This window comes from Bradyrhizobium sp. USDA 3256 (assembly GCF_054058275.1).
This window is the reverse complement of the sequence record NZ_JBSSAE010000002.1, coordinates 7150561-7174061: the sequence shown is the minus strand read 5'-3', so window position 1 is coordinate 7174061 and position 23501 is coordinate 7150561. Positions and strand designations below refer to the sequence as shown.

At 64.5% G+C, this 23501-nt stretch carries 23 protein-coding genes; 12 read left to right on the top strand and 11 right to left on the bottom strand.

Features of this window, described 5'->3' with window-relative positions; all coding sequences use genetic code 11:
* The first annotated feature begins 105 nt into the window (after positions 1-105).
* A complete protein-coding gene (locus tag ACVWY5_RS35875; protein ID WP_028336545.1) occupies positions 106-999 on the top strand; it encodes a LysR family transcriptional regulator in 894 nt (297 codons plus the stop codon).
* Here ACVWY5_RS35875 and ACVWY5_RS35870 read toward each other — a convergent pair.
* Positions 996-1451, bottom strand: coding sequence for a PaaI family thioesterase (locus tag ACVWY5_RS35870; RefSeq protein WP_050382599.1), 456 nt, complete (start codon positions 1449-1451; stop codon positions 996-998). The genes ACVWY5_RS35875 and ACVWY5_RS35870 overlap by 4 nt on opposite strands.
* A gap of 231 nt (positions 1452-1682) precedes the next feature.
* Between ACVWY5_RS35870 and ACVWY5_RS35865 the strand changes: the two genes are divergently transcribed.
* Positions 1683-2069 (top strand): DUF6632 domain-containing protein, encoded by a 387-nt coding sequence (locus tag ACVWY5_RS35865; RefSeq protein WP_028336543.1) that lies wholly within the window; start codon positions 1683-1685, stop codon positions 2067-2069.
* A 140-nt stretch (positions 2070-2209) separates the two neighbouring features.
* Here ACVWY5_RS35865 and pobA read toward each other — a convergent pair whose 3' ends face one another.
* On the bottom strand, positions 2210-3379 hold the full coding sequence (pobA, locus tag ACVWY5_RS35860) for a 4-hydroxybenzoate 3-monooxygenase (RefSeq protein ID WP_028336542.1): 1170 nt from the start codon (positions 3377-3379) through the stop codon (positions 2210-2212).
* 280 nt (positions 3380-3659) lie between these two features.
* On the opposite strand from pobA, the gene ACVWY5_RS35855 reads away from it, so the two are divergent.
* From ACVWY5_RS35855 to ACVWY5_RS35815, 9 genes are all read left to right on the top strand, one after another.
* The gene (locus ACVWY5_RS35855; protein WP_028336541.1) at positions 3660-4682 is read left to right on the top strand and encodes a TRAP transporter substrate-binding protein; all 1023 of its coding nucleotides are present in this window, start codon (positions 3660-3662) and stop codon (positions 4680-4682) included.
* Positions 4683-4813: 131 nt separating this feature from the next.
* Positions 4814-5380 (top strand): TRAP transporter small permease, encoded by a 567-nt coding sequence (locus ACVWY5_RS35850; RefSeq protein WP_050382608.1) that lies wholly within the window; start codon positions 4814-4816, stop codon positions 5378-5380.
* Between the two features lie 6 nt (positions 5381-5386).
* On the top strand, positions 5387-6703 hold the full coding sequence (locus tag ACVWY5_RS35845) for a TRAP transporter large permease (RefSeq protein WP_028336540.1): 1317 nt from the start codon (positions 5387-5389) through the stop codon (positions 6701-6703).
* A 4-nt stretch (positions 6704-6707) separates the two neighbouring features.
* Positions 6708-7169: a DUF3237 domain-containing protein gene (locus ACVWY5_RS35840; protein ID WP_028336539.1), complete on the top strand. Its 462-nt coding sequence runs from the start codon at positions 6708-6710 to the stop codon at positions 7167-7169.
* Between the two features lie 332 nt (positions 7170-7501).
* Positions 7502-8296 carry a crotonase/enoyl-CoA hydratase family protein gene (locus ACVWY5_RS35835; protein ID WP_028336538.1) on the top strand — a complete coding sequence of 265 codons (795 nt, stop codon included), beginning with the start codon at positions 7502-7504 and terminating at the stop codon, positions 8294-8296.
* Entirely contained in the window at positions 8293-10164 is a 1872-nt protein-coding gene (locus ACVWY5_RS35830; protein WP_028336537.1) for a feruloyl-CoA synthase, read from the top strand. The genes ACVWY5_RS35835 and ACVWY5_RS35830 overlap by 4 nt, the downstream gene beginning before the upstream one ends.
* A 20-nt stretch (positions 10165-10184) precedes the next feature.
* Positions 10185-10946: an SDR family NAD(P)-dependent oxidoreductase gene (locus ACVWY5_RS35825; RefSeq protein WP_028336536.1), complete on the top strand. Its 762-nt coding sequence runs from the start codon at positions 10185-10187 to the stop codon at positions 10944-10946.
* Between the two features lie 62 nt (positions 10947-11008).
* Positions 11009-11428, top strand: coding sequence for an acyl-CoA thioesterase (locus tag ACVWY5_RS35820; RefSeq protein WP_028336535.1), 420 nt, complete (start codon positions 11009-11011; stop codon positions 11426-11428).
* An 88-nt stretch (positions 11429-11516) separates the two neighbouring features.
* Complete coding sequence (locus tag ACVWY5_RS35815; protein WP_028336534.1) at positions 11517-12665, top strand: ABC transporter substrate-binding protein; 1149 nt, start codon at positions 11517-11519, stop codon at positions 12663-12665.
* A 127-nt stretch (positions 12666-12792) separates the two neighbouring features.
* On the opposite strand, the gene ACVWY5_RS35810 is transcribed toward ACVWY5_RS35815, so the two are convergent.
* The 5 genes from ACVWY5_RS35810 to ACVWY5_RS35790 all read right to left on the bottom strand — a co-directional run bounded on the left by ACVWY5_RS35810 (position 12793) and on the right by ACVWY5_RS35790 (position 16991).
* Complete coding sequence (locus tag ACVWY5_RS35810; RefSeq protein WP_283088753.1) at positions 12793-13047, bottom strand: endonuclease domain-containing protein; 255 nt, start codon at positions 13045-13047, stop codon at positions 12793-12795.
* The gene (locus ACVWY5_RS35805; RefSeq protein WP_283088752.1) at positions 12974-13189 is read right to left on the bottom strand and encodes an endonuclease domain-containing protein; all 216 of its coding nucleotides are present in this window, start codon (positions 13187-13189) and stop codon (positions 12974-12976) included. The genes ACVWY5_RS35810 and ACVWY5_RS35805 overlap by 74 nt, the downstream gene beginning before the upstream one ends.
* Positions 13190-13447: 258 nt before the next feature.
* Positions 13448-14179, bottom strand: coding sequence for an ABC transporter ATP-binding protein (locus ACVWY5_RS35800; protein WP_028336533.1), 732 nt, complete (start codon positions 14177-14179; stop codon positions 13448-13450).
* Entirely contained in the window at positions 14176-15945 is a 1770-nt protein-coding gene (locus tag ACVWY5_RS35795) for a branched-chain amino acid ABC transporter ATP-binding protein/permease (RefSeq protein WP_051376278.1), read from the bottom strand. Before ACVWY5_RS35795 ends, ACVWY5_RS35800 begins: the two co-directional genes overlap by 4 nt.
* A 5-nt stretch (positions 15946-15950) precedes the next feature.
* Positions 15951-16991 carry a branched-chain amino acid ABC transporter permease gene (locus tag ACVWY5_RS35790; protein WP_028336532.1) on the bottom strand — a complete coding sequence of 347 codons (1041 nt, stop codon included), beginning with the start codon at positions 16989-16991 and terminating at the stop codon, positions 15951-15953.
* 179 nt (positions 16992-17170) lie between these two features.
* On the opposite strand from ACVWY5_RS35790, the gene ACVWY5_RS35785 reads away from it, so the two are divergent.
* Positions 17171-17689: a MarR family winged helix-turn-helix transcriptional regulator gene (locus tag ACVWY5_RS35785; RefSeq protein ID WP_028336531.1), complete on the top strand. Its 519-nt coding sequence runs from the start codon at positions 17171-17173 to the stop codon at positions 17687-17689.
* A gap of 209 nt (positions 17690-17898) precedes the next feature.
* Here ACVWY5_RS35785 and ACVWY5_RS35780 read toward each other — a convergent pair whose 3' ends face one another.
* The 4 genes from ACVWY5_RS35780 to ACVWY5_RS35765 form a co-directional block, all read right to left on the bottom strand.
* Positions 17899-19182, bottom strand: a complete 1284-nt coding sequence (locus ACVWY5_RS35780; protein ID WP_028338256.1) for a glycerate kinase type-2 family protein — start codon at positions 19180-19182, stop codon at positions 17899-17901.
* A gap of 22 nt (positions 19183-19204) precedes the next feature.
* Entirely contained in the window at positions 19205-20437 is a 1233-nt protein-coding gene (locus tag ACVWY5_RS35775) for an ABC transporter substrate-binding protein (RefSeq protein ID WP_028338255.1), read from the bottom strand.
* Between the two features lie 264 nt (positions 20438-20701).
* On the bottom strand, positions 20702-21928 hold the full coding sequence (locus tag ACVWY5_RS35770) for an ABC transporter substrate-binding protein (RefSeq protein WP_456671750.1): 1227 nt from the start codon (positions 21926-21928) through the stop codon (positions 20702-20704).
* A gap of 160 nt (positions 21929-22088) precedes the next feature.
* Positions 22089-23315 (bottom strand): ABC transporter substrate-binding protein, encoded by a 1227-nt coding sequence (locus tag ACVWY5_RS35765; protein ID WP_050382628.1) that lies wholly within the window; start codon positions 23313-23315, stop codon positions 22089-22091.
* Between the last annotated feature and the right edge of the window lie 186 nt (positions 23316-23501).

Sequence of the window (23501 nt, the reverse complement as noted above, 5' to 3'; positions counted from 1 at the left end):
ACGGGCGCCTTAAGCGGTTGTCCTCACTGCTTAAGATGGACATTCCTAGATCGTAAGCAATCTTGTGCATTGACACTTCACTGTTGCCAATTATGCAATAGTGCCATGGACCGGATCGACGCCATGCAGGCCTTCGTCGCGGTGGCGGACCTCGAGGGGTTTGCCCCCGCCGCCCGCAAGCTCGGCCTGTCGCCGTCCGCCATCACGCGGCTGATCGCGGCGCTGGAGGAGCGGCTCGGCGCGCGGCTGCTGCAGCGGACCACGCGGCAGGTGACGCTGACCGACGCCGGCTCGCGCTATCTGGAGCGGGCGCGCCGGATCCTCGCCGATGTCGAGGAGGCCGAGGACGCGGTCGAGAACGAGCGCACCCGCCCCGAGGGGCGGCTGGTGATCTCGGCACCGTTCGGCTTCGGGCGGCTCCATGTCAGCCCGGTGGTGAGCGCCTATCTGAAGCGCTATCCCGGCGTCGGCGTCGATCTGCGGCTGTCCGATCGCAGGATCAATCTGGTCGAGGACGGCGTCGACCTCGCGGTCAGGCTTGGGCACCTGCCGGATTCGACGCTGGTGGCGCGGCATGTCGGCCGGATGCGCCGCATCGTGGTGGCGTCGGCCGGCTATCTCAAGCGTCGCGGCGAGCCGAAGCGACCGGCGGACCTCACCGCCCACGACACTATCCAGTTCGGCGCCATGACCGCGACGCCGGATTGGCGTTTCATGGAGGATGGCCGCGAAGTCCGCATCACCCCTACGCCGCGCTTCACCAGCAACAGCTCGGACGCCGCCATCCAGTACGCCGAGCAGGACGGCGGACTGACCCGGGTGATGGCCTATCAGGCCGCCGAATCGCTGAAGGCGCGGCGGCTCCAGATCGTGCTCGCCGAGTTCGAGCAGCCGGCGGTGCCGATCCACGTCGTCTATCCGACGACGCGGCTGTTGTCGGCCAAGGTGCGGACCTTCATCGATCTCGTGACCGAGATCACCGACTGGTATTTCGACTAGCTCACCGGCGGCTTCTTCGGCACCACGCGGAAGGTGCCGCTGGCGCGCGCGATGGTCACGCCGTCGGCCTTGATCAGGCTCTGCGCGAAGCAGATCGTGCTGCCGGTCTTGATCACGTCGCTCTCGATCGCGAGCCATTGCCCGACATTGGCGGAGCCGACGAAATCGACCGCGAGCGAGATCGTGACGAACGAGGTGGTCCAGCCGGTCGCCTGGCCGCAGCTATAGCCCATCGCGTTGTCGGCAAGGGCTGCGATCAGACCGCCATGGATCAGGCCGCGGCCGTTGGTATGCGGCCTCGCCAGCCGCAGGCCGATGATGACGGCACGCTCGGTCTTCTTTTGGTAGAGCGGCTCCCAGGGCTCGGTGAGCGGGCTCTTGCGGAACAGCGGCTCGAAGCCTTGAGGGACATCTTGGGGATTGTCGGGCACGACTTGCGTATCGGTGGTCATCTGAAGCTCGCATATGACGTTGCGTTGATGCCATTGAACGCGATGTCGATGACGGTTTCACCGCCTACAAAGTTTTAAACGGGATTTGCACGGCTGTTTGAAGCTCGCTCGCGCCGGGTGCGGGATACAATATCAGCATCGCGGCCGCTTCCCAACCGTGACGCAGTTCACGCGCATCCGGCCGCAGTTTGTGACATGCTCCGCGCCGCGTCCATGGCATGAGGAGAGATCATGTCGGCCGAGACCCGCCTGACCTATCTTCGCATCGCGCTCGTCGTGGTCGGTGTGATCGCGATTTTCGCTGTCTATCCGCTGTTCCAGCTCTGGCCGTCCGGTTGGTCCTGGGGGCACGGCCATTCGCATTACCCGATGATGATCGTCGGCATCTACGCCACGCTCGGGGTATTCCTGCTGCTCGCCGCGCGCGATCCGCTGCAGCACCGCAGCCTGATCTGGTTCACGGTGTGGTCGAGCGTCGTGCATGGCGGCATCATGGCCGTGCAGGCGGTCAGTGACGAGGCCGAGCGCGGTCACCTGCTGGGCGACGTCCCGGCGCTGTTGCTGATCGCGCTGGTGCTGGCCTGGCTGATGCCGAAGCCGGCCGTGGCGGCCGCCTAAGCCCAGGCATCACGTCCCGTTATCTCGAAGGATCGACGGCCACCGGCCGTGCCGTGCATCTTTCGAGGCTCGCTGCGCCAGCACCTCCAGCGACAACGGCAAAGCTTTTGCGCCGGGATGACGAAGCCGGCAGTCGGTGATCAGAACGGCAGTCCCACATAATTCTCCGACAGCGAGGTCGAGGCCGCCTTCGAGCTGACGAGGTAATCGAGCTCGGCGATCTGGATGCGCGCGGCGAATTCGCCCTCGTCGGGGAATTTGTGCAGCATCGAGGTCATCCACCAGGAGAAGCGCACCGCCTTCCAGACCCGCGCCAGCGCTTTCGCCGAATAGCCATCGATGCCGGCGGAGGATTTCTCGTCGTAATATTCGCGCAGCGCCTGCGACAGATAATGCACGTCGCTGGCGGCAAGGTTGAGGCCCTTGGCGCCGGTCGGCGGCACGATGTGCGAGGCGTCGCCGGCCAGGAACATGCGGCCGAACCGCATCGGCTCGGCGACGAAGCTGCGCAGCGGCGCGATGCTCTTTTCGATCGAGGGGCCGGTGACGATCTCGTCGGCGGCCTTCTGGTCGAGCCGCCGCTTCAACTCGTCCCAGAACCGATCGTCCGACCATTGGTCGACGTGATCGTCGAGCGGGCACTGCACGTAATAGCGGCTGCGGTGGGTCGAGCGCATCGTGCACAGCGCAAAGCCGCGCGCATGGTTGTTGTAGATCAGTTCCGGCGAGACCGGCGGCGTCTCCGAGAGGATGCCGAGCCAGCCGAACGGATACACCCGCTCGTAGCTGGTGATCGCCGACGCCGGTACGCTGGCGCGGCTGATGCCGTGGAAGCCGTCGCAGCCGGCGATGAAGTCGCAGGCGATCTCGTGGGTGACGCCGTCCTTGATGTAGCTGACGCGCGGATGATCGGTGTCGAAATCAAGCGGCTTGACGTTGGCCGCTGAATAGATCGAGGTCAGGCCGGCAGCCTTACGGGCATTCATCAGATCGAGCGTGACCTCGGTCTGGCCGTAGATGGTCACGGTCTTGCCGGTCGAGCCATGCAGGTCGATGCGGTGCCGCGCGCCGCCGAACGCCAGTTCGAGACCGTGATGGACGAGGCCCTCCTGGTGCAGCCGGGCAGCGGCGTCGACGCTCTCGAGCAGCGACACGGTGCCTTCCTCGAGCAGCCCGGCGCGAATCCGTCCCAGCACATAGTCCGGGGTCTGCCGCTCAAGAATGATGTTGTCTACGCCGAAAGCATGAAGTAGTTGCCCAAGCAACAGTCCGGCCGGACCTGCACCAATGATTGCTACTTTTGTCCGCAATACCTTGTCCTCCCGATCGGATAGGCTTTTAGCTGGTGCCCGCGCCGGGGCGAGCGCCGTCAACTTGCCAAGGCAACTATATCATATAACGGTTTTGGCAAGGTGGATTTGCGCGGGACGCGCATTCGCCGCAGCGCAAGATGCGGCGGCGCGGGACCGGGGCGGAGGGTGCGACGAGGCGTCCGCCCGGCGGATTTCGTCTTGAATATCCGTCTGAATTAGATAACATGTTAAGTAATGAGGCCGGGCACCAAGCTCGCCCTGGAGAGGAGGAGACGTGATGAGGAAAACAGTGTTGGCGGTGTTGATGGCCGCCGCCATCGTGCCGGCTGCGCGACCTGCTGTCGCGCAGGACAAGACCGTCAATCTCAAGGTGTCGCTATGGGTGCCGCCGGCGCATCCGCTGGTGCCGGCGACCCAGGCCTGGGCCGCCGACATCGAGAAGGCATCGGGCGGCACCATCAAAGTCACCGTGTTTCCGTCCGAGCAGCTCGGCAAGGCGTTCGACCATTACGACATGGCGCGCGACGGCATCGCCGACGTCACCTATGTCAATCCCGGCTATCAGCCCGGCCGTTTCCCGATCGCGGCCGCGGGCCAGCTTCCGTTCACCTTCTCCGACGGCAAGAAGGGCACGCTGGCGCTGAACGAGTGGTACCACAAATATGCGCCGACCGAGATGAAGGACACCAAGCTGTGCTTCGCCTTCATCCACGATCCGGGTGCGCTGCACGGCAAGAAGAAGATCGTGCTGCCGAGCGACCTCTCCGGCGTCAAGGTGCGGCCCGCGCAGAGCACCATCGGCGAGATGGTGAAGATGTTCGGCGGCACCAATGTGCAGGCCTCCGCGCCGGAATCGCGCGATGCGATCGAGCGCGGCGTGGCCGACGAGATCACCTTCCCCTGGGGCTCGATCTTCCTGTTCGGCATCGACAAGGTGGTGAAGTACCACATGGACGTGCCGCTCTATTCGACGGTGTTCACCTACAACATGAACCTCGCCAAATATAATTCGATGTCGGCTGCCCAGAAGAAGGTGATCGACGACCACTGCACGCCGGAATGGGCCTCCAAGGTCACCGACCCCTGGACCGATTTCGAAGCCAATGGCCGCACCAAGATGAAGGCGCTGGAAGGCCACGAGGTCTATCCGCTGACTTCGGATCAGCTCGCCGAATGGAAGAAGGCGGTCAAGCCGCTGCGCGACAGCTGGGCCGAGGCGGTGAAAAAGGCCGGCGGCGATGCGGCAAAGGTCGATGCCGATCTGCAGGCCACGCTGAAGAAGTTCGAGGCGGGGATTTAAGGCGCTGCCGAGGCAAATGAGGCCGTCATGCCCGGGCTTGTCCCGGGCATCCACGCCTTACTGCTGAACGGTAACGAAGACGTGGATGGCCGGGACAAGCCCGGCCATGACGCGGGGTGGGATCTCGAAGCATGGCTGCCAATTCCGAAGTTTCCCAAGACGGCGTCATCACCGGCCCACCCGAGCCGGCGCGCAAGAATTTCATGGATCGCTTCATCGATTCGATCGAATGGGTCGCGGCCTTCTTCGTCGGCGTCGTCGCGCTCAACACCTTCACCGCGGTGTTCATGCGAAAATTCTTCGCGGTGACGATCCCCGACTACTACAATTTCGGCCAGTTCCTGCTCGGCATCCTGATTTTCTGGGGCATTGCGGCGACGAGCTATCGCGGCACCCACATCACCGTGGATCTGGTCTGGGCCAACGCCTCGCCGCGCTACCAGCGCTGGATCGACATCTTCGCGACGCTGGTGCTGCTGTTCGTGGTGAGCGTGCAGACCTACACGCTGGTCGACAAGGTGATCGACACCAGGAACAGCCATATCGTCACCATGGATCTCGGCGTGCCGGTCTGGCCGTTCTTCCTGGTGTCGTGGATCGGCGACGTCTCCGCGGTGCTGCTGATCGCGATCCGCACCTACCGCCTGATCTTCCATCCGGAAGATATCCATGATGCCAAGATCAAGACCGCGGAGTAGACGGCCATGAGTCTCGACCTCAGTCCCGAGACCGTCGCCGTTATCGGCTTTGTCAGCCTGTTCGTGCTGATGCTGCTCCGTGTCCCCGTCGGCATGGCGATGGGCCTCGTCGGCATCACCGGTTTTGGCTATCTCACCGGCTTCGCGCCGGCGCTCAAGCTGGTCGGCCAGACCACGATGCGCACGGTGACGGATTATTCCTTCGGCGTGATCCCGATGTTCTTGCTGATGGGCGCCTTCGTGTCGGTCTCGGGCATCAGCCGCGAGCTGTTCCGCGCCGCCAACACTTTCGTCGGTCATTGGAAGGGCGGGCTCGGCATTGCGACGATCGCAGCCTGCGGCGGCTTCGCCGCGATCTCGGGCTCGTCGGTCGCGACCGCCGCGACCTTCTCGGCCGTGGCCTATCCCGAGATGCGCCGCTTCGGCTATCCGCAATCATTCGCCGCGGGCGTGATCGCGGTCGGCGGCACGCTCGGAGCGATGCTGCCGCCGTCCACCGTGCTCGCGGTCTACGGCATCATCACCCAGCAGGACATCGGCAAGCTGTTCATCGCGGGCGTGGTGCCGGGCCTGCTCGCGATCCTGATGCACATGATCACGATCGGCATCATCGGCGTGACGCGGCCCGGCTTCCTGCCGGCGGGAAAGAAGGCGTCGTGGCACGAGCGCTTCGTCGCGCTACGTGACGTCTGGTCGCCGCTGCTGCTGTTCCTGTTCGTGATCGGCGGGCTCTATGGCGGCTTCTTTGTCCCGACCGAAGCCGGCGCGGTCGGCGCGGTGGGCGCCTTCATCATCGGTATCCTGCGCGGCAAGCTGACCAGGGAAGGCATCCTGCAATCGCTGCTGCAGGCGACGCGCACCGCCGCCGCCGTGTTCACGGTGCTGATCGGCGCGCTCTGCTTCGGCTATTTCCTCACCATCACCCAGACGCCGCAACACGTCACCGAATTCCTCACCGGGCTCGGCATCGGCCCCTATGGCGTGCTGGCGCTGATCCTCCTGATGTATCTGGTGCTCGGCTGCCTGATGGACGCAATGGCGATGGTGATCCTCACCGTGCCGATCGTGTTTCCGGTGGTGACCGCGCTCGGCTTCGATCCGATCTGGTTCGGCATCATCATCGTCATGACGGTCGAGCTCGGCCTGATTCATCCGCCGGTCGGCATGAACGTGTTCGTGATCAAGAGCGTGATCAAGGACGTCAACATGTCGACGATCTTTGTCGGCGTGCTCCCATTCGTCATCACCGATTTGATCCGGCTGGTGATCCTGATCTTGTTCCCGTTGCTCGCGACCTGGCTGCCGCAGCGCATGATTGGTTAGGCCCATGAATCCCAAGCTTGAGACCAGATACGTCTTCACCATCACCGCCCGGATCGCTGAGGTGACGTCCGCCGGCGACATCGGCACCGGCGTCCGCCGCATCATTCCGATCATCGGCGGCGAGGTGAAGGGCGAGAAGGTCAACGGCAAGGTGCTGGCGTTCGGTGCCGACTTCCAGATCATTCGGCCCAATGAGCTGATCGAGCTGGAGGCGAAATACGCGTTCGAGACCGACGACGGCGCCGTCGTCTATGTCGAGAACAAGGGCATCCGCTTCGGGCCGGTCGAGCTGTTGCAGAAGCTGAAGCGCGGCGAGCCGGTCGACCCGAAGCTGATCTATTTCCGCACCGTGCCGAAATTCGAAACCGGCGCCGAAAACTACCGCTGGCTGATGCAGCACATCTTCGTCGGCTCCGCCGCCCGCCACGCCGACCGCGTCGTGATCGACGTGCATCAGGTGCTTTAGTTTCGCACTCTTGCAGTCTCACCTGCCGGGATCCGCCCCAACATTCGGTGTCGTCCCTGCGAAAGCAGGGACCCATACTCCGCGGCCTGTGTCGTGAACGGGACTCGTCGTTCCGCCGTCCCGCAGCAATAACCGTTTGTGGTTATGGGTCCCTGCTTTCGCAGGGACGACGGGAGGAGGGCGCGCGCGTATCAACTCCATCACCGTCACCCTGAGGAGGCCGCGCAGCGGCCGTCTCCAAGGGTCGACGCCCACCGGCCGTGCGCGCCCATATTGACTCTCCTGCTAATCGTTATAAAACATAACTATTCTGAACGGGAAACAATAACGCCATGGGAAACGCTGCCGGCGGGGGAGACGCCTCGCTGCTCAGGATCGAGACGCGAGGGGCGGTGCTGACGGTCGGGCTGAACCGTCCCGCTAAGCGCAATGCGCTGAACGACGGCATCATCCTGGCGCTGCGGGATTGCTTTTCCGCGATACCGGATGCGGTCGGCGCCGTCGTCATCCATGGTATCGGCGATCATTTCTCGTCCGGCCTCGATCTCTCCGAACTGACCGAGCGCGACGCCACCGAGGGCCTGGTGCATTCCCAGATGTGGCACCGCGTGTTCGACCGCATCCAGTATTGCCGCGTGCCGGTCATTGCCGCGCTGAAGGGCGCGGTGATCGGCGGCGGGCTGGAGCTGGCTTGCGCCGCGCATATCCGGGTCGCCGAGCCGTCGGCCTATTTCGCGCTGCCGGAGGGCCAGCGCGGCATCTTCGTCGGCGGCGGCGGATCGGTGCGGCTGCCGCGCCTGATCGGCGTGCCCAGGATGGCGGACATGATGCTGACGGGGCGGGTCTATTCGGCGACCGAGGGCGCCGCCTACGGCTTCTCGCAATATCTCACCGAGGCCGACGGCGCGCTGCCGAAAGCGCTGGAACTGGCCGAGCGCGTCGCCGCCAATGCGCCGCTGACCAACTTCGCCGTGTTGCAGGCGCTGCCGATGATCGCCGAGGCCAATCCGCAGACCGGCCTGTTGATGGAATCGCTGATGGCGACGGTGGCGCAGAGCGACAAGGAAGCCAAGAAGCGCATCCGCGCGTTTCTTGATCGCAAGACCGCCAAGGTGAAGCCGACATGAGCGCCGCGCCGTCTGGGAACACTGCGAGCGCGCATCCGCTGCGTCCGATCTCGTTCGGCAATCCTGACGTCACCGTCGAGCGCCGCGACGACGGCACCATCTATCTCCGACCGAAGCTCAGCCTCGCTGGTTTTCCGGTTCGCATCACCGATCGGCTGCACCACTGGGCGAAGGCCGAGCCGAACCGCGTGTTCATGGCCGAGCGTGCCGCCGGTGGCGGCTGGCGGCAAATCACCTACGTGCAATTGCTCCAGGCTGTGCGGCGCATCGCCTCCGCCTTGATCGCGCGCGGATTGTCGGCCGAGCGGCCGATCGTGATCCTGTCGGGCAATTCGATCGATCATGCCCTGATGGCGCTCGGCGCGCTCTATGCCGGCGTTCCGTTCTGCCCGGTGTCGCCTGCCTATTCGCTGGTGTCGCGCGACTATGGCAAGCTCAGCTTCGTCATCAAGCTTCTGACGCCCGGCCTCATCTTTGTCGACGATGCCGACAAGTTCGCCGACGCGCTGCGTGCCAATGTCGGATCCGATGTCGAGATCGCCGCAAGCCGTGGCACCGTGCCCGGCCGTGAGGTGACGCGCCTCGCCGGCCTCATCGCGACGCCGGAGGACCCGCGCCTCGATGCAACCCATGCGGCGATCGGTCCGGACACGATCGCGAAATTCCTGCTGACGTCGGGGTCGACCGGCAATCCCAAGGCCGTCATCAACACCCAGCGCATGATCTGCGCCAACCAGGTGATGCTGCGCGAGACGCTGGCGTTCCTCAAGGACGAGCCGCCGGTTATCGTCGACTGGCTGCCGTGGAATCACACCTTCGGCGGCAACCACAATGTCGGGCTGACGCTCTATAACGGCGGCTCGATGTATCTCGATGAGGGCAAGCCGATGCCCGGCGGCATTGAGGAGACGGTGCGTAACCTGCGCGAGATCTCGCCGACGGTATATTTCAACGTGCCCAAGGGCTATGAATCGCTGCTGCCCTATCTGCGCGACGACGCCGGTCTGCGGGCAAAATTCTTCGCCCGGCTGCATGCGATGTTCTTCTCGGGCGCCGCGCTGTCGCCGTTCGTCTGGAACAGCCTCGATGCGCTCGCCGTGCAGGAGAAGGGCTATCGTGTGCCGATGCTGACCGGCCTCGGCGCCACCGAGACCTCGCCGTTCTTCATGTCGGTGCGCCCGGATACCAGCCGCTCCGGCCATGTCGGGCTTCCGGTGTCGGGCAATGATGCGAAGCTCGTTCCGAACAACGGCAAGCTCGAGGTCCGTGCCAAGGGCCCGAACGTGACGCCGGGCTACTGGCGGCAGCCCGAGCTGACCGCCAAGGCGTTCGACGAGGAAGGCTTTTATAAGTTCGGCGACGCGCTGAAGCCCGCCGACGCTGGTGATCTCGATGCCGGGTTCGATTTCGACGGCCGCATCGCCGAGGATTTCAAGCTGGCGAGCGGCACCTGGGTCAGCGTCGGACCCTTGCGGGCGCTCTTCGTCGGCACCTGCGCGCCGCTGGTGCGCGACGTCGTGATCGCGGGGCTCAACCGCGACGAGCTTGCCGCGATCGTGATCCTCGATCTCGACGGCTGCCGCCTGATCAATCCGCAGCTCGCCTCTGGCGACATCGCGGCCGCGGCCAACGATCCGCTGGTGCGGGCGGCTTTCCGCGAGCGCTTCGCGCGCGTGCTGGCCGGCGCCACCGGCTCGTCGAACCGGATCGCGCGCGCGATCCTGCTCGACACGCCGTTGTCGATCGATCGCGGCGAGGTCACCGACAAGGGCTCGATCAACCAGCGCGCGGTGCTGGAGCATCGCACGGACATCATCGAAGCGCTTTATGCGCCGGTGCCGCCGGCATCGGTGATCACACTCGTCTAGTTCTCGAACAGGAGAAAGCCATGCAGTTGAAGGACCATGCCGCCATCGTCACCGGCGGTGCATCGGGATTGGGCGCTGCGACCGCGCGCCGTCTCGCCGCGCAGGGCGCCAAGGTCGCGGTCTGCGATCTCAACGCCAAGCTCGCCGAGAGCGTCGCGGCCGAGATCGGCGGCATTCCCGTGGTCTGCGACGTCGCCGATGCTGCGGCCGCCGAAGCCGCGGTCGCTGCCGCCGCCAAGGCGCACGGCCCGGCGCGCGTGCTGGTGAACTGTGCCGGCATCGGGGTGGCCAAACGCGTGATCGGCCGCGAGGGGCCGATGGCGCTGGCCGACTTCGACAAGGTGATCAACGTCAATCTGATCGGCTCGTTCAACATGCTGCGGCTTGCGACCGCTGACATGGCCAAGCTCGAGCCGCTCGCAACCGGCGAGCGCGGCGTCGTGATCTCGACGGCCTCGGTCGCGGCCTATGACGGCCAGATCGGGCAGGCGGCCTATTCGGCATCGAAGGGCGGCATCGTCGCGATGACGCTGCCGATCGCGCGCGAGCTCGCGCAATTCGGCATCCGCGTGCTGACCATCGCGCCCGGCCTGTTCATGACGCCCTTGCTGGCCGGCCTGCCGCAGGAAGCGCAGGATTCGCTCGCCGCAGCGATCCCGTTTCCGCGCCGGCTCGGCCAGGCCGACGAGTTTGCCTCGCTGGCGCTGCACATGATCGACAACCCCTATCTGAACGGCGAAGTGGTGCGGCTCGATGCCGCGCTCCGGATGGCGCCGCGCTGAAGCATGATCCGGAAGAGCACGAACGCCCTTCCGGATCGCTCATGCTCGATCGAGGATAAACCATGTTCGTCAATCGGCGCGACGTGCAGATCCAGTGGGGCGATTGCGACCCCGCCAACATCGTCTACTACCCGCGCTACTTCGCGATGTTCGACGACTCGACCTCGATCATGTTCGAAGCCGCCGGCTATTCGAAGCAGGACCTCGTCCACAAGTATGGCCTGGTCGGCATACCCATGGTCGACACGCGGGCGAAATTTCATATCCCGTCGACGCATGGCGACTGGATTACCATCGAAAGCCGGATCGAGAGCATCAAGCGCTCGAGCTTCGAGGTGGTGCACCGCGTATTCAAGGGCGAGGCGTTGGCGATCGAGGCGTTCGAGACCCGGGTGCTGGTCGGCCGCCACCCGGACGATCCCGCCAAGCTGAAATCGGCGCCATTTCCGCAGGAGATCATTGACCGCTTCATGAAGGGCTGACTCGCACCCCCTCATGACCTAAAGAAGGGGCTGAATTGGCCCGCAAAACCGGTTTAAACCCAAAAAACTTAACTGCAGGGAGGAATGAATGAGGAAGGCCACTCTCGCCGCGGCGCTCGCAGCAGCCATCGCGCTGCCGGGCGCGCCCGCACTGGCGCAGACCAATGAAATCACCATCGGTATCTCGATCTCGACCACGGGTCCTGCCGCGGCGCTCGGCATTCCCGAGCGCAACGCGCTCGATTTCGTGCCGAAGGAGATCGGCGGCGTACCACTGAAGCTGATCGTGCTCGACGACGGCGGCGATCCGACGGCTGCGACCACCAACGCGCGGCGCTTCGTCACCGAGTCCAAGGCCGATATCATCATGGGCTCCTGCACCACGCCGCCGTCGATCGCGGTGTCGACGGTCGCCAACGAGGCCGGCATCCCGCATTTCGGCCTCGCGCCGTTCCCGATCAACGAGGCGCGCATGAAGTGGTCGGTCGACCTGCCGCAGTCGATTCCGATCATGGGCAAGGTGCTCTACGAGCACATGAAGGCGCACAACATCAAGACCGTCGGCTATATCGGCTATTCGGATTCCTACGGCGATCTCTGGGTCAACGACTTCAAGGCGCAGGCCGTGCCGATGGGCCTGACCATGACCGACGAGGAGCGCTTCGCGCGTCCGGATACCTCGGTCGCCGGCCAGGTGTTGAAGCTCGTCGCCGCCAATCCCGATGCCATCCTGGTCGGTGCTTCCGGCACCGCCGCGGCGCTGCCGCAGACCGCGCTGCGCGAGCGCGGCTACAAGGGTCTGATCTACCAGACCCACGGCGCCGCCAGCATGGACTTCATCCGCATCGCCGGTGCGGCCGCGGAAGGTGTCATCATGTCGGCCGGCCCGATCATGTCGCCGGAAACCCAGCCCGACAGCGCGCTGACCAAGAAGCCCGGCCTCGCGCTGAATACGGCCTATGAAGCCAAGTACGGCGCCAACAGCCGCAGCCAGTTCGCCGGCCACTCCTACGATGCCTTCGAGGTGATGAAGCGCGTCATCCCGGTGGCGCTGAAGACCGCCAAGCCCGGCACGCCGGAATTCCGCGAGGCGATCCGCAAGGCGTTCATCTCCGAGAAGGAGATCGTCGCGACCCAGGGCGTCTACAACTGGACCGAAAAGGATCGCTACGGCCTCGACGACCGTTCGCGTATCCTGCTGACGGTCAAGGACGGCAAATACGTCCCGGCGATGTAAGCCGGTCGCGATCCGTAAGAACGAAGGAGCCGGTCCCGATGCGGGCCGGCTTTTTTCTTACCCTCCCCTGGAGGGGGAGGGTCGCTTCGCATCGCGCGAGCGATGTGAAGCGGGGCGGGGTGAAAGTCTATCGCCGCCGGTGGTGCCTCAATGGCACGGCTTCCGCCTCGCGAGTGCCGTAGAGTTCGACATAAATCCGCTCCAGCACGGCACTGAGGTCAGCCGTGATCTCCGAATTCCAGAAGCGGATGACGCGATATCCCTCGTTCTCCAGCCATTGCTGCCGCTCGCGATCGCGCAGTGCAGTTTCATCGTCGTTGTGGTGTCCACCGTCCAGCTCGACGATGAGTCGCTTGACCGGGCAAAAAGAAGTCGACGACATAGGGACCGATCGGGGCTTGCCTTCGGAAATGCGTTCCTTCCATCGGCAGCTCCTTCAGTGCACGCCACAATATCCGCTCGTGCGGCGTGGTATTCGCGCGCAGCTTCTTCGCAGCCGCTCTTAGGATCGATGCTGAGACCATTTGTGTGCTTCACCCCACCCCGATCGCACCCGCGATGCTGCGCATCGCCGCGCGCGCTCGACCCTCCCCCTCCAGGGGAGGGTGAAGTGGAGCGCAATCTTCGCGCGAATGCAAGTCGATGGACGGCTCTTACCCTCCCCTGGAGGGGGAGGGTCGCTTCGCATCGCGAGTAGCGATGCGAAGCGGGGTGGGGTGACGGTCTATCGCCGTCGGCAGTACCTCAATCACCACTGGCAACCGACGTACAACAAGGGCAATCTAAATCGCGCTCTCGCCTTCGTGCTGGAAGCCGAGATAGCTCGCGGCGACGCCCTTGTTGGCGGCGATGTCCTTGGCGGTACCTGACAGCACGAACTCGCCGAGCTCCATGACATAGGCGCGGTCGGCGATCTGCAATGCGGCCTGGGCGTTCTGCTCGACCAGGAGCACCGAGACGCCGGCTGCGCGGAGCTCGCCGACGATGCGGAAGATGTCGGCGACGATGATCGGGGCGAGGCCGAGGCTCGGCTCGTCCAGCATCAAGAGCTTCGGCGCGCCCATCAGCGCGCGGCCCATCGCCAGCATCTGCTGCTCGCCGCCGGACAGCGTGCCGGCAAGCTGCTTGCGTCGCTCCTTGAGCCTCGGAAACAGCGTGTAGACCCGCTCCAGCGAGGCCGCCGCGACGGCCTTCGCAATCCGGAAGGCGCCGAGCTCGAGATTGTCCTCGACATTCATGGTGCCGAACAATTCGCGATGCTCGGGCACGAGGCTGAGGCCGGTGGCGACGCGGTCCTCGATATCGAGCGGCGCCATGTCGACGCCGGCGAAGCTGGTGCGACCCTTCAGCGGCAGCACGCCCATGATGGCGTTGAGCAAGGTGGTCTTGCCGGCGCCGTTGGCACCGATGATTGTGACGATCTCGTTCTGGGCGACGTCGAGCGAAACGCCGCGCACCGCCTCGACCTTGCCGTAGGAGATGTGGACGTCGGTCACCGATAGCAGAGCACTCATGCGGCGGCTCCGAGATAGGCCTTGATCACGTCGGGATTGCGCTTGATCGCGGCCGGCGTGCCCTCGGCGATCTTGGTGCCGAAATCCAGCACCACGATGCGGTCGGCGAGATCCATCACGAACCCCATGTCGTGCTCGACCAGCAGCACCGACATGCCGCCGTCGCGCAATTGCCGGAGCAGCGCGGCGAGCCGCTGCTTCTCCATGTGGCGCAGGCCGGCGGCCGGCTCATCGAGCAGCAGCAGCATCGGATCGACGCACAGCGCGCGGGCGATCTCGACGATGCGTTGCTGCCCGAGCGACAGCGAGCCCGCGAGCTGGTCGATCTGGTCCGACAGGCCGACGCGCGCGATCTGCCGCGCGGCTTCCGCCAGCAGCCTCGCCTCATCGGCGCGGTCTAGCCGCAGCATGCTGGAGATCGCGCCGGAATTGCCGCGCAGATGCGCGCCGATCGCGACATTCTCCAGCACGGTCATGTCGGGCACCAGCTTGACGTGCTGAAAAGTCCTGGAAACGCCGAGCTTGACGACCTCCTGCGGCGGAGCGTTCGCGACCTCGTTGCCGAGCACGGAGATCTTGCCGCTGGTTGCGGTCAGGACGCCGGTGATCAAATTGAAGGTCGTGCTCTTGCCGGCGCCGTTCGGGCCGATCAGCGCGACGATCTCGCGGGCGTTGACGTCGAACGAGACGTCGTTGACCGCGAGCACGCCGCCGAACTGCTTGCGCGCCTTGTCGATGTGCAGAAGGATCGGAGACGTTCCTGGCGCCCGTTCGCGGTGCTCCAGCTTCGCGGACGTGTCCGGGGTCTTGCGGGTGGGCTTGAACGGCAGCCGCGACATCAGCCAGGGCCAGACACCCTGAGGCGCGAGCTGCAGCAGCAGCACCAGCATGATGCCGAACACGATGGTCTCGAGCTGGCTCTGGCCGCCGAAGATGTAGGGCAGGTAGCTCTGCAGCACCTCCTTGAGGATCACGACGATGCCGGCGCCGAGCACGCCGCCCCAGACGTAGCCGGCGCCGCCGACCACGGCGATGAACAGATACTCGATGCCGGCCTGCGCGCCGAACGGCGTCGGGTTGGCGGCGCGCTGGAAATGCGCATAGAGCCAGCCGGACAGGCCGGCCAGCACCGCGGCATAGATGAACACCAGCAGCTTCGCGCGCGGCGTCTGCACGCCGAACGCTTCCGCCGCAACATGGCCGCGCCGCAAGGCGCGGATCGCGCGCCCGGTGCGGGAGTCCAAGAGGTTCATGGTGAGTAGCGCGGACAGCAGCACCGCGACCCAGATCGCATAGTAGATCGCATCCGGGCTCAGCATCTTGAACGAGCCGATCGACAGCGGCGGAATGCCGGAGATGCCGTCGTTGCGGCCGAGGAATTCGAGCTTGCTGAACAGATAGAACAGCCCGATGCCCCAGGCGATGGTGCCGAGCGGCAGATAATGGCCGGATAGGCGTACCGTGACGATGCCGAGCAGCACGGCGGCGATGCCGCTGACCAAGAGCGAAGCCGGCAGCGTCAGCCAGGGCGAGACGCCGTAGGCGGTGGTCAGCACCGCCGTGGTGTAGGCGCCGAACCCGCAGAACGCGGCCTGGCCGAACGAGGTCAGGCCGCCGACGCCGGTGAGCAGCACGAGGCCCATCGCGACCAGCGCGGCGAGGCCGATATTGTCGAGCAGCACGATCCAGAACGGCGGGATGCCTGGGACAAGCGGAATCACCGCCATCACGAGCGCGAAGATGATGAGGGGAAGGCGCTGCGTCATCGCGCTCAATCCTTCTCTTCTTCGACCTCGGGCGCCGCGAGCGAGCGCAACACGAGCACGGGGAGGATCAGCGTGAACACGATGACTTCCTTGAAATTGCTGGCGTAGAACGACGAGAAGGCCTCGACAATGCCGACCACGATGGCGGCGACCGCGGTCAGGGGATAGCTGACCAGGCCGCCGATGATGGCGGCGATGAAGCCCTTCAGGCCGATCAGGAAACCGGTGTCGTAATAGAGCGTCGTGATCGGCACGATCAGGATGCCGGAGATCGCGCCGATGACGGAGGCGAGCAGGAACGCGATCTGGCCGGACAGCGTGGTGCGGATGCCGACCAGGCGGGCGCCGAGGCGGTTGACCGCGGTGGCGCGCAACGCCTTGCCGGTCTTGGTGTAGCCGAAGAACAGCCACAGGGCGACGATGAAGCCGATCGTCAGGCCGTAGACCGCAAGGCTCTGCCCGGTGAAGCGCAGCGGGCCGGCGGTCACTGCGGCATTCGACAGCGCAGGCGCGCGCAGGCCTTCGGCGCCGAAGAACACCAGGCCGAGGCCCTGCAGCGCCAGATGGCAGCCGACCGAGGCGATCAGCAGCACCAGCACGGAGGTGTGCGCGATCGGCTGGAACGCGATGCGGTAGAGGAACAGCCCGATTGCCGCCACGATCAGGAGCGCGAGCGCGATGTTGACGGCGATCGGCGTGCCGGGACCGACCAGCGCGTAAATCAGACCGAGCAGCGCGACGGGAAAGGCGATGTTGAGCGCGACCGAGCGGATCACCAGCCGCGCATGCAGCGCGTTGCGGGCGAAGAACAGGTCGAGGGCGAAGGCGACGAGGCCCATCGCGACCGCAAGCCGTGCGGTGCCGGGCACCTGGCCGGTCGCCAGCATGGCGTAGCTCAGCGCGCCGTAGGTGACGAATTCGCCCTGCGGGATCAGGATCACCCGCGTGACCGCGAACACCAGCACCAGGGCCAGCCCGAGCAGTGCGTAGATCGCGCCATTGGTGATGCCGTCCTGCAGCAGGAACAGCATGATCGTTGTGTTCAAGGCCGAGCGCTCCCCCTCAAGCGTCGGACCGCCTCGACCGGTCGTGCCGGTCAGGTCGGCCGATATCGGCTGTTGAAAGGCGCCGACATTTGATATAGTCCATAACAATTATTAGATATAATCTCAAGGTCCCCGAGTGTCGTGCGGGATTCTTGTACCGGGATTGCGAGCCTGGAGCGATGACTGTTTCCAAGACCGCCACCGATGCCCTCCGTTCGTCGCGCGCACTGCGCAGGGAACCGGCCGATTCTGCCGGGGACGACAGCATGCTGCAACTGGGCGAACTGTCCGGATTGCTCGGCTATTCGTTGAAGCGCGCGCAGCTCAGGGTATTCGAGGACTTCCTGCGCTGCGTCGCGCCGCTGCAGCTGACGCCGGCGCAGTTTTCGGTGCTGCTTCTGCTCGACAAGAATCCGGGCCGCAACCAGACCGAGATCGCCAACACGCTCGGCATCCTCAGGCCGAATTTCGTTGCGATGCTCGACGCGCTGGAGAGCCGCGACCTTTGCGCGCGGATGCGCTCCACCAACGACCGCCGTTCCCACATCCTCGTCCTGACCGACAAGGGCCGCGCCGTGCTGGCGCGCGCCAAGAAGCTGGTCGCCAACAAGCACGAGGCGCGGCTGATCGAGGTGCTCGGTCCGGCTAACCACGCCGCGCTGCTGGAGATGCTGGCGAAGCTCGCGCAGGAGTTTTGACACTCTCGTCATTCCGGGGCGTCGCGTAGCGACGAACCCGGAATCTCGCGCGACAATCTCTAAAGCGCGATGAGATTAGGTTGAATCGTCATCGCGCCTTAGCTCTTTGTTTGAGCATGATCTTTTCGGAAAACCGCTTCGCACTTTTCCGGATCATGCTTTAGATTCCGGGTTCGCGCTGACGCGCGCCCCGGAATGACGAAGGTGGATCAATCCACCAGGATCACCCGCACATCGTTGACATTCGTCAGCGTCGGCCCGGTCAGCAACAAATCCCCGGTCTGGGCGAAGAACCCCGTCGCATCGTTGTTATCGAGATAGGCCTTCGGATCGAGGCCGATCGATTTCATCTTCGCGAATGTCGTCTGGTCGATCACGGCGCCGGCCGGGTCGGCCGCGCTGCCGGCGCCGCCGTCGGCGCCGTCAGTATCGGCGGCCAGCGCCGAGACGTCGGGCGTATCCTTCAGCAGGCCGGCCAGCGCCAGCGCGTATTCCTGGTTGGGGCCGCCGCGGCCGTTGCCGCGCACCGTCACCGTCAGCTCGCCGCCGGAGACGATCGCAACCCGCTTGCCTTCGCTGCGCGCCTTCAGCGCGAGCCGCGCGTGCTCGGCCGCGATCTCCCGGGCCTCGCCTTCGAGATCGGCGCCGAGCGCGATGGTCTCGTAGCCGGCGTCCCGCGCGACCTTCACCGCGGCGTCGATCGAGGCCTTCGGCTTTGCCAGCAGCTCGAATGTCGCCCGCGCGAAGGCGGCATCGCCGGGCTTGCAGCTTTCGTTCGCGGGATCGTCGAGGGCGCGACGGACCGCGTCGTCGATGGAGAGATCGTATCTGGCGACCAGCGCGCGGGCATCGGCCAGCGTGGTCGGATCCGGCACCGTCGGCCCGGAGGCGATCGCGGAGGGATCGTCATGCGGCACGTCTGATATCGCCAGCGTGACGATCTCGGCGGCGTGCTGGCCGGCGCGCGCCAGCCGTCCGCCCTTGATCCGCGACAGATGCTTGCGCACGGTATTCATCTCGCCGATCGGCGCGCCGGAGCGCAGCAGCGCGCGGTTGACCTGCTGCTTCTGGGCAAAGCTCACGCCGTCGACCGGCGCGATCCAGTTCGCCGAACCGCCGCCGGTCAGCAGCACCAGCAGGAGATCGTCCGGGGTCGCTGTCGCGGCCAGCCGCAGCGTGTCGTCCGCCGCCTTGAGCCCGGCCTCGTCGGGCACCGGGTGGCCGGCTTCGACCACCTTGATGCGGCGGGTCGGCACGCCATGGCCGTGGCGGGTGGTGGCGATGCCGACCAGCCGCGACGGATCGAGCTCGAGCGCGTCGAGATAATGCCGCTCGGCCGCCGCGGCCATCGCCGCGGCGCCCTTGCCTGCGCAGAGACAGATCACCCGTCCCTTCGGCACCGGCCGCAGCCGCGGCGCCAGCACGACATCGGGATGCGCAGCCGCCACCGCGGCATCGAAGATCGAACGCAGGAAAGGACGACGGTCGGTCATGGTTGTGCCTTATGTAACGCGGTCAGTGTCCACCGACTTCGCCGCTGATGACATCGCCGAACAATTGCCAGCGCTCGCCCTTGAACTGCATCAGCTGGAGCTGTTCGATCGGCTGGAAGTCGGCAGGCCCGGTCGACAGCGTCACGCCGGGCAGCAGGCCGCCCTGCGCGAATTGCTTCAGGCTCGCCGCCTGCTTCATCACATTGGCGCGGGTGAGGTCGTCACCGCAGCGGCGCAGCACCTCGACCATCGTGGTCGCCATGTTGTAGCCGGTCATCGCCGAGGCATCGACGCGGTTGGTGTCGGGCATGTATTTGGCGAGCAGTTCGTCGAACGCCTTCATGCCGGCGTCGTCCTTCCATTGCGGATCGCTGGCGTCCTTGGCGTAGGCGGCCGAGATCACGCCCTGCGCATTGTCGAGGCCGGCCGGACGCATCACGGTCGCGGTGGAAGCCGAGACGTTGGAGACGATGGTCACCGGCTTCCAGTTCATCTCGCCGAGCTTCTTGATCGCCTGCGCACCGAATTTCGGCGTGGTGAAGAAGACGATGACGTCGGGATTGGAGGATTTCAGCCGCACCACATGGGAATCGATCGTCGGCTCGGCGACTTCATAGCTCTCCTTGGCGACGACGCGCGCGGGGTCGCTGGCGAAGCCGTCTTCCAGCCCCTTGAGGTAGTCCTTGCCCATGTCGTCGTTCTGGTAGAGCACCGCGACCTTGGTGGCGGGCTTTTCCTTGAGCAGATATTTCGCGTAGATCCGCGACTCGCTCTGATAGCTGGGCAGCCAGCCCATGGTCCAGGGGAAGGCCTTCGGATCGTTCCACTTGGTCGCGCCGGTGGCGACGAACAGCTGCGGCACCTTCTTGGCGTTGAGATATTTCTGGATCGCGGTGTTGGAGGCGGTGCCGAGCGTGCCGAACAGGAACAGCACCTCGTCGCTCTCGACCAGCTTGCGGGCCTGCTCGACGGCCTTCGGCGGCGAGTAGGCGTCGTCGTAGGAGACGAAAGTGATCTTGCGCCCGTTGATGCCGCCGTCGTCGTTGACCTTCTTGAACACCGCGGCCATCGCCTTGCCGACCACGCCATAGGCCGACGCCGGGCCGCTATAGGGCACGATGTTGCCGATCTTGATCTCGGTGTCGCTCGCACCGGTGTCGTATTTCTTCTGCGCCCATGCGGCATTGCCGGTCGCGGCGGCGACGGCGAGGCCGAGCAGGGCGGTTGCGACACGGTGTCGGATCGGCATCGGCATTTCCCGAAATCTCCTTGTTGTTGCCGCCGCGCAAGGGCGTCGGTTTCCTGTCGGGGTTCTTGCCGGTTTACCTAGCGTATTGCCGAGCAAAGTGTAAGCAGGCATTGCCCGGGCCGGCCTGCGAGCAGGCTGTGGCTATAAACTCTGGTTTCCGACGCGTTTTCTTCACGCGAACCGGTACCGGCTTCGTCCGAAAACGCGCCAACAAAAAGCCCCTGCGACGGTATCGCAGGGGGCCTTTCCCGGTCGAGGGGCGGCGGGAAATCAGCCGCCGACGTCGGCGCTGATGACTTCGCCGAACAGTTCCCATTTCTCGCCCTTGAACTTCATCAGCTGCAGCTGACTGATCGGCGCGAAATCGTTCGCCGCGGTGTTGATCTTGACGCCAGGCAGCAGCACCTCGGTGCGGAAGTCCTTCAGGCTTGCGGCCTGCTTCATGATGTTCTCGCGGGTGAGGTTGTCGCCGCACTGCTTCAGCACCTGGACCAGCGTCTGCGCGACGCCGAAGCCGACCACGGTGCCGCCGTCGAGCTTGTCGCCTTCGGGGAAGTCCTTGGCCATGAAGGCGTAGAACTCCTTCATGCCGGGGTCATTGTCCCATTGCTTGTCGGAAGCGTCCTTCAGGTAGGCGGCGGAGATGATGTCCTGCGCGTTCTCGAAGCCGGCCGGCTTGATCACGCTGCCGACCGAGGCCGACACGTTGTTGAGGAAGTGGGTCGGCTTCCAGCCGATCTCGGCGACCTTCTTGATCGCCTGCGCCGCGAATTTCGGCGTTGCGATGTCGATGAAGACGTCGGCGTTGCTCGCCTTCAGCTTGACGATGTTGCTGTCGATGGTCGGCTGGGAGGTCTCGAAGCTTTCTTCTGCAACGATCATGTTGGCGGCCTTCTGGCCAAGCCCGTCCTTCAGGCCCTTCAAGTAGTCCTTGCCGTAATCGTCATTCTGGTAGAGCACCGCGATCTTGGCGTTCGGCATGTTCTTCAGGATGTACTTGGCGTAGATCTGGGTCTCGCTCTGGTAGTTGGGCTGCCAGCCCATGGTCCAGGGAAAGTCCTTCGGGTCGTTCCACTTGGTGGCGCCGGTGGCGACGAACAGCTGCGGCACCTTCTTGGAGTTCATGTATTTCTGGATCGCCGAGTTCGACGGGGTGCCGAGCGAGTTGAAGATCAGCAGCACTTCGTCGCTCTCGACCAGCTTGCGGGCCTGTTCCACGGCCTTCGGCGGCGAGTAGGCGTCATCGTAGGAGATGAAGTTGATCTTGCGGCCATTGATGCCGCCGGCGTCGTTGATCTTCTTGAAATAGGCGGCCTCGGTGCGGCCGATCACGCCATAGGCGGATGCCGGGCCGCTGTAGGGCATGATGTTGCCGATCTTGATCTCGGTATCGCTGGCGCCGGTGTCGTATTTCTTCTGGGCAAGCGCAGCGCTGCCGGATGTCGCGACGAGCGCGAGCGCGGCCCCGAGGACCGCAAGTTTCTTGGTAGCGGACATCTATGTTTCTCTCCCTGTTTGTCAGACGCATGTGTCTCGGCCTCTTGCTTGGAGAGCTCTTTATTTGGCTGCAGTGATTATCATTTTAGGCGGTTCGCCTCAATGAGAAGCCCCTGCGGCAAACGCCGCAGGGGCGGTATCTTTGGTCGACCTTTCCGGCCTAACCGCCGACGTCGGCGCTCAAGACTTCGCCGAAGCGCTCCCAGGTCTCGCCCTTGAAGCGGATCAGTTGCAGTTGCGAGAGCGGCGCGAAGTCGGTCGCCGAGGTGTTGACCTTGACGCCGGGCAGCAGGCCGCCGGGCTCGTAATCGCGAATGCTGGCCGCCTGCTTCATGATGTTCTCGCGGGTCAGATTGTCGCCGCAGGCCTTGAGCACGTGGACCAGGCCCTGCGAGACGATATAGGCGTACATCACGGAGGCATCGGCCCGGTTCGCTTCCGGATAGTACTTATCGAGGAATTCGTTCCAGCCGATCATCGCCTTGTCGGTCTTCCACTGCGCGTCGGTCGGATCCTTGAAATATTGCGACGAGATGATGTCCTGGGCGTTCTCGAAGCCCGCGGGCTTGATCACGCTGCCGATCGATCCGGAGACGTTGTTGAGGAAGTGCAGCGGTTTCCAGCTGAGCTCGGCGTTCTTCTTGATCGCCTGCGCCGCGAATTTCGGCGTGGTGATGTTCATGAAGACGTCGGCGCCCGAGGCCTTCAGCCTCACGATGTGGGAATCGATAGTCGGCTCCGAGACCTCGTAGCTGTCCTCGGCGACGATCATCGAGGCGGCCTTGGCCCCGAGTCCGTCCTTGAATCCCTTCAGATAGTCCTTGCCGTAATCGTCGTTCTGGTAGAGCACCGCGATCTTGGCGTTGGGATTGTTCTTCAGGATGTATTTGGCGTAGATCTGGGTCTCGCTCTGGTAGTTGGGCTGCCAGCCCATGGTCCAGGGAAAGTCCTTCGGGTCGTTCCACTTGGTGGCGCCGGTGGCGACGAACAACTGCGGCACCTTCTTCTGGTTCATGTATTTCTGGATCGCCGAGTTCGGCGGCGTGCCGAGCGAATTGAAGATCAGCAGCACTTCGTCGCTCTCGACCAGCTTGCGGGCCTGCTCCACCGTCTTCGGCGGCGAGTAGGCGTCGTCATAGGAGATGAAGTTGATCTTGCGGCCGTTGATGCCGCCCTGGTCGTTGATCATCTTGAAATAGGCGGTCTCGGTGCGGCCGATCACGCCATAGGCGGATGCGGGGCCGCTATAGGGCATGATGTTGCCGATCTTGATCTCGGTGTCGCTGGCGCCGGTGTCGTATTTCTTCTGGGCAAGCGCAGCGCTGCCGGATGCGGCGACGAGCGCAAGCGCAGCAGCAAATGCCGTCAATTGTCGTATTGCAGACATGCCGTTTCTCTCCCTGATTGCAGATGATGTGTCGCGGCCCCCTGTTTCGAGGGCTCATTATTGGTCGTAAAAACTATCATCTTACCTGGGGTGTCTCAATGAAAAGCCCCTGCGGCATTGCGGCAGGGGCTGCGTCTTTAGTCGACCACCCTCAAGGCGGGCCGCTGCTCAAAAATTCGCCAACGC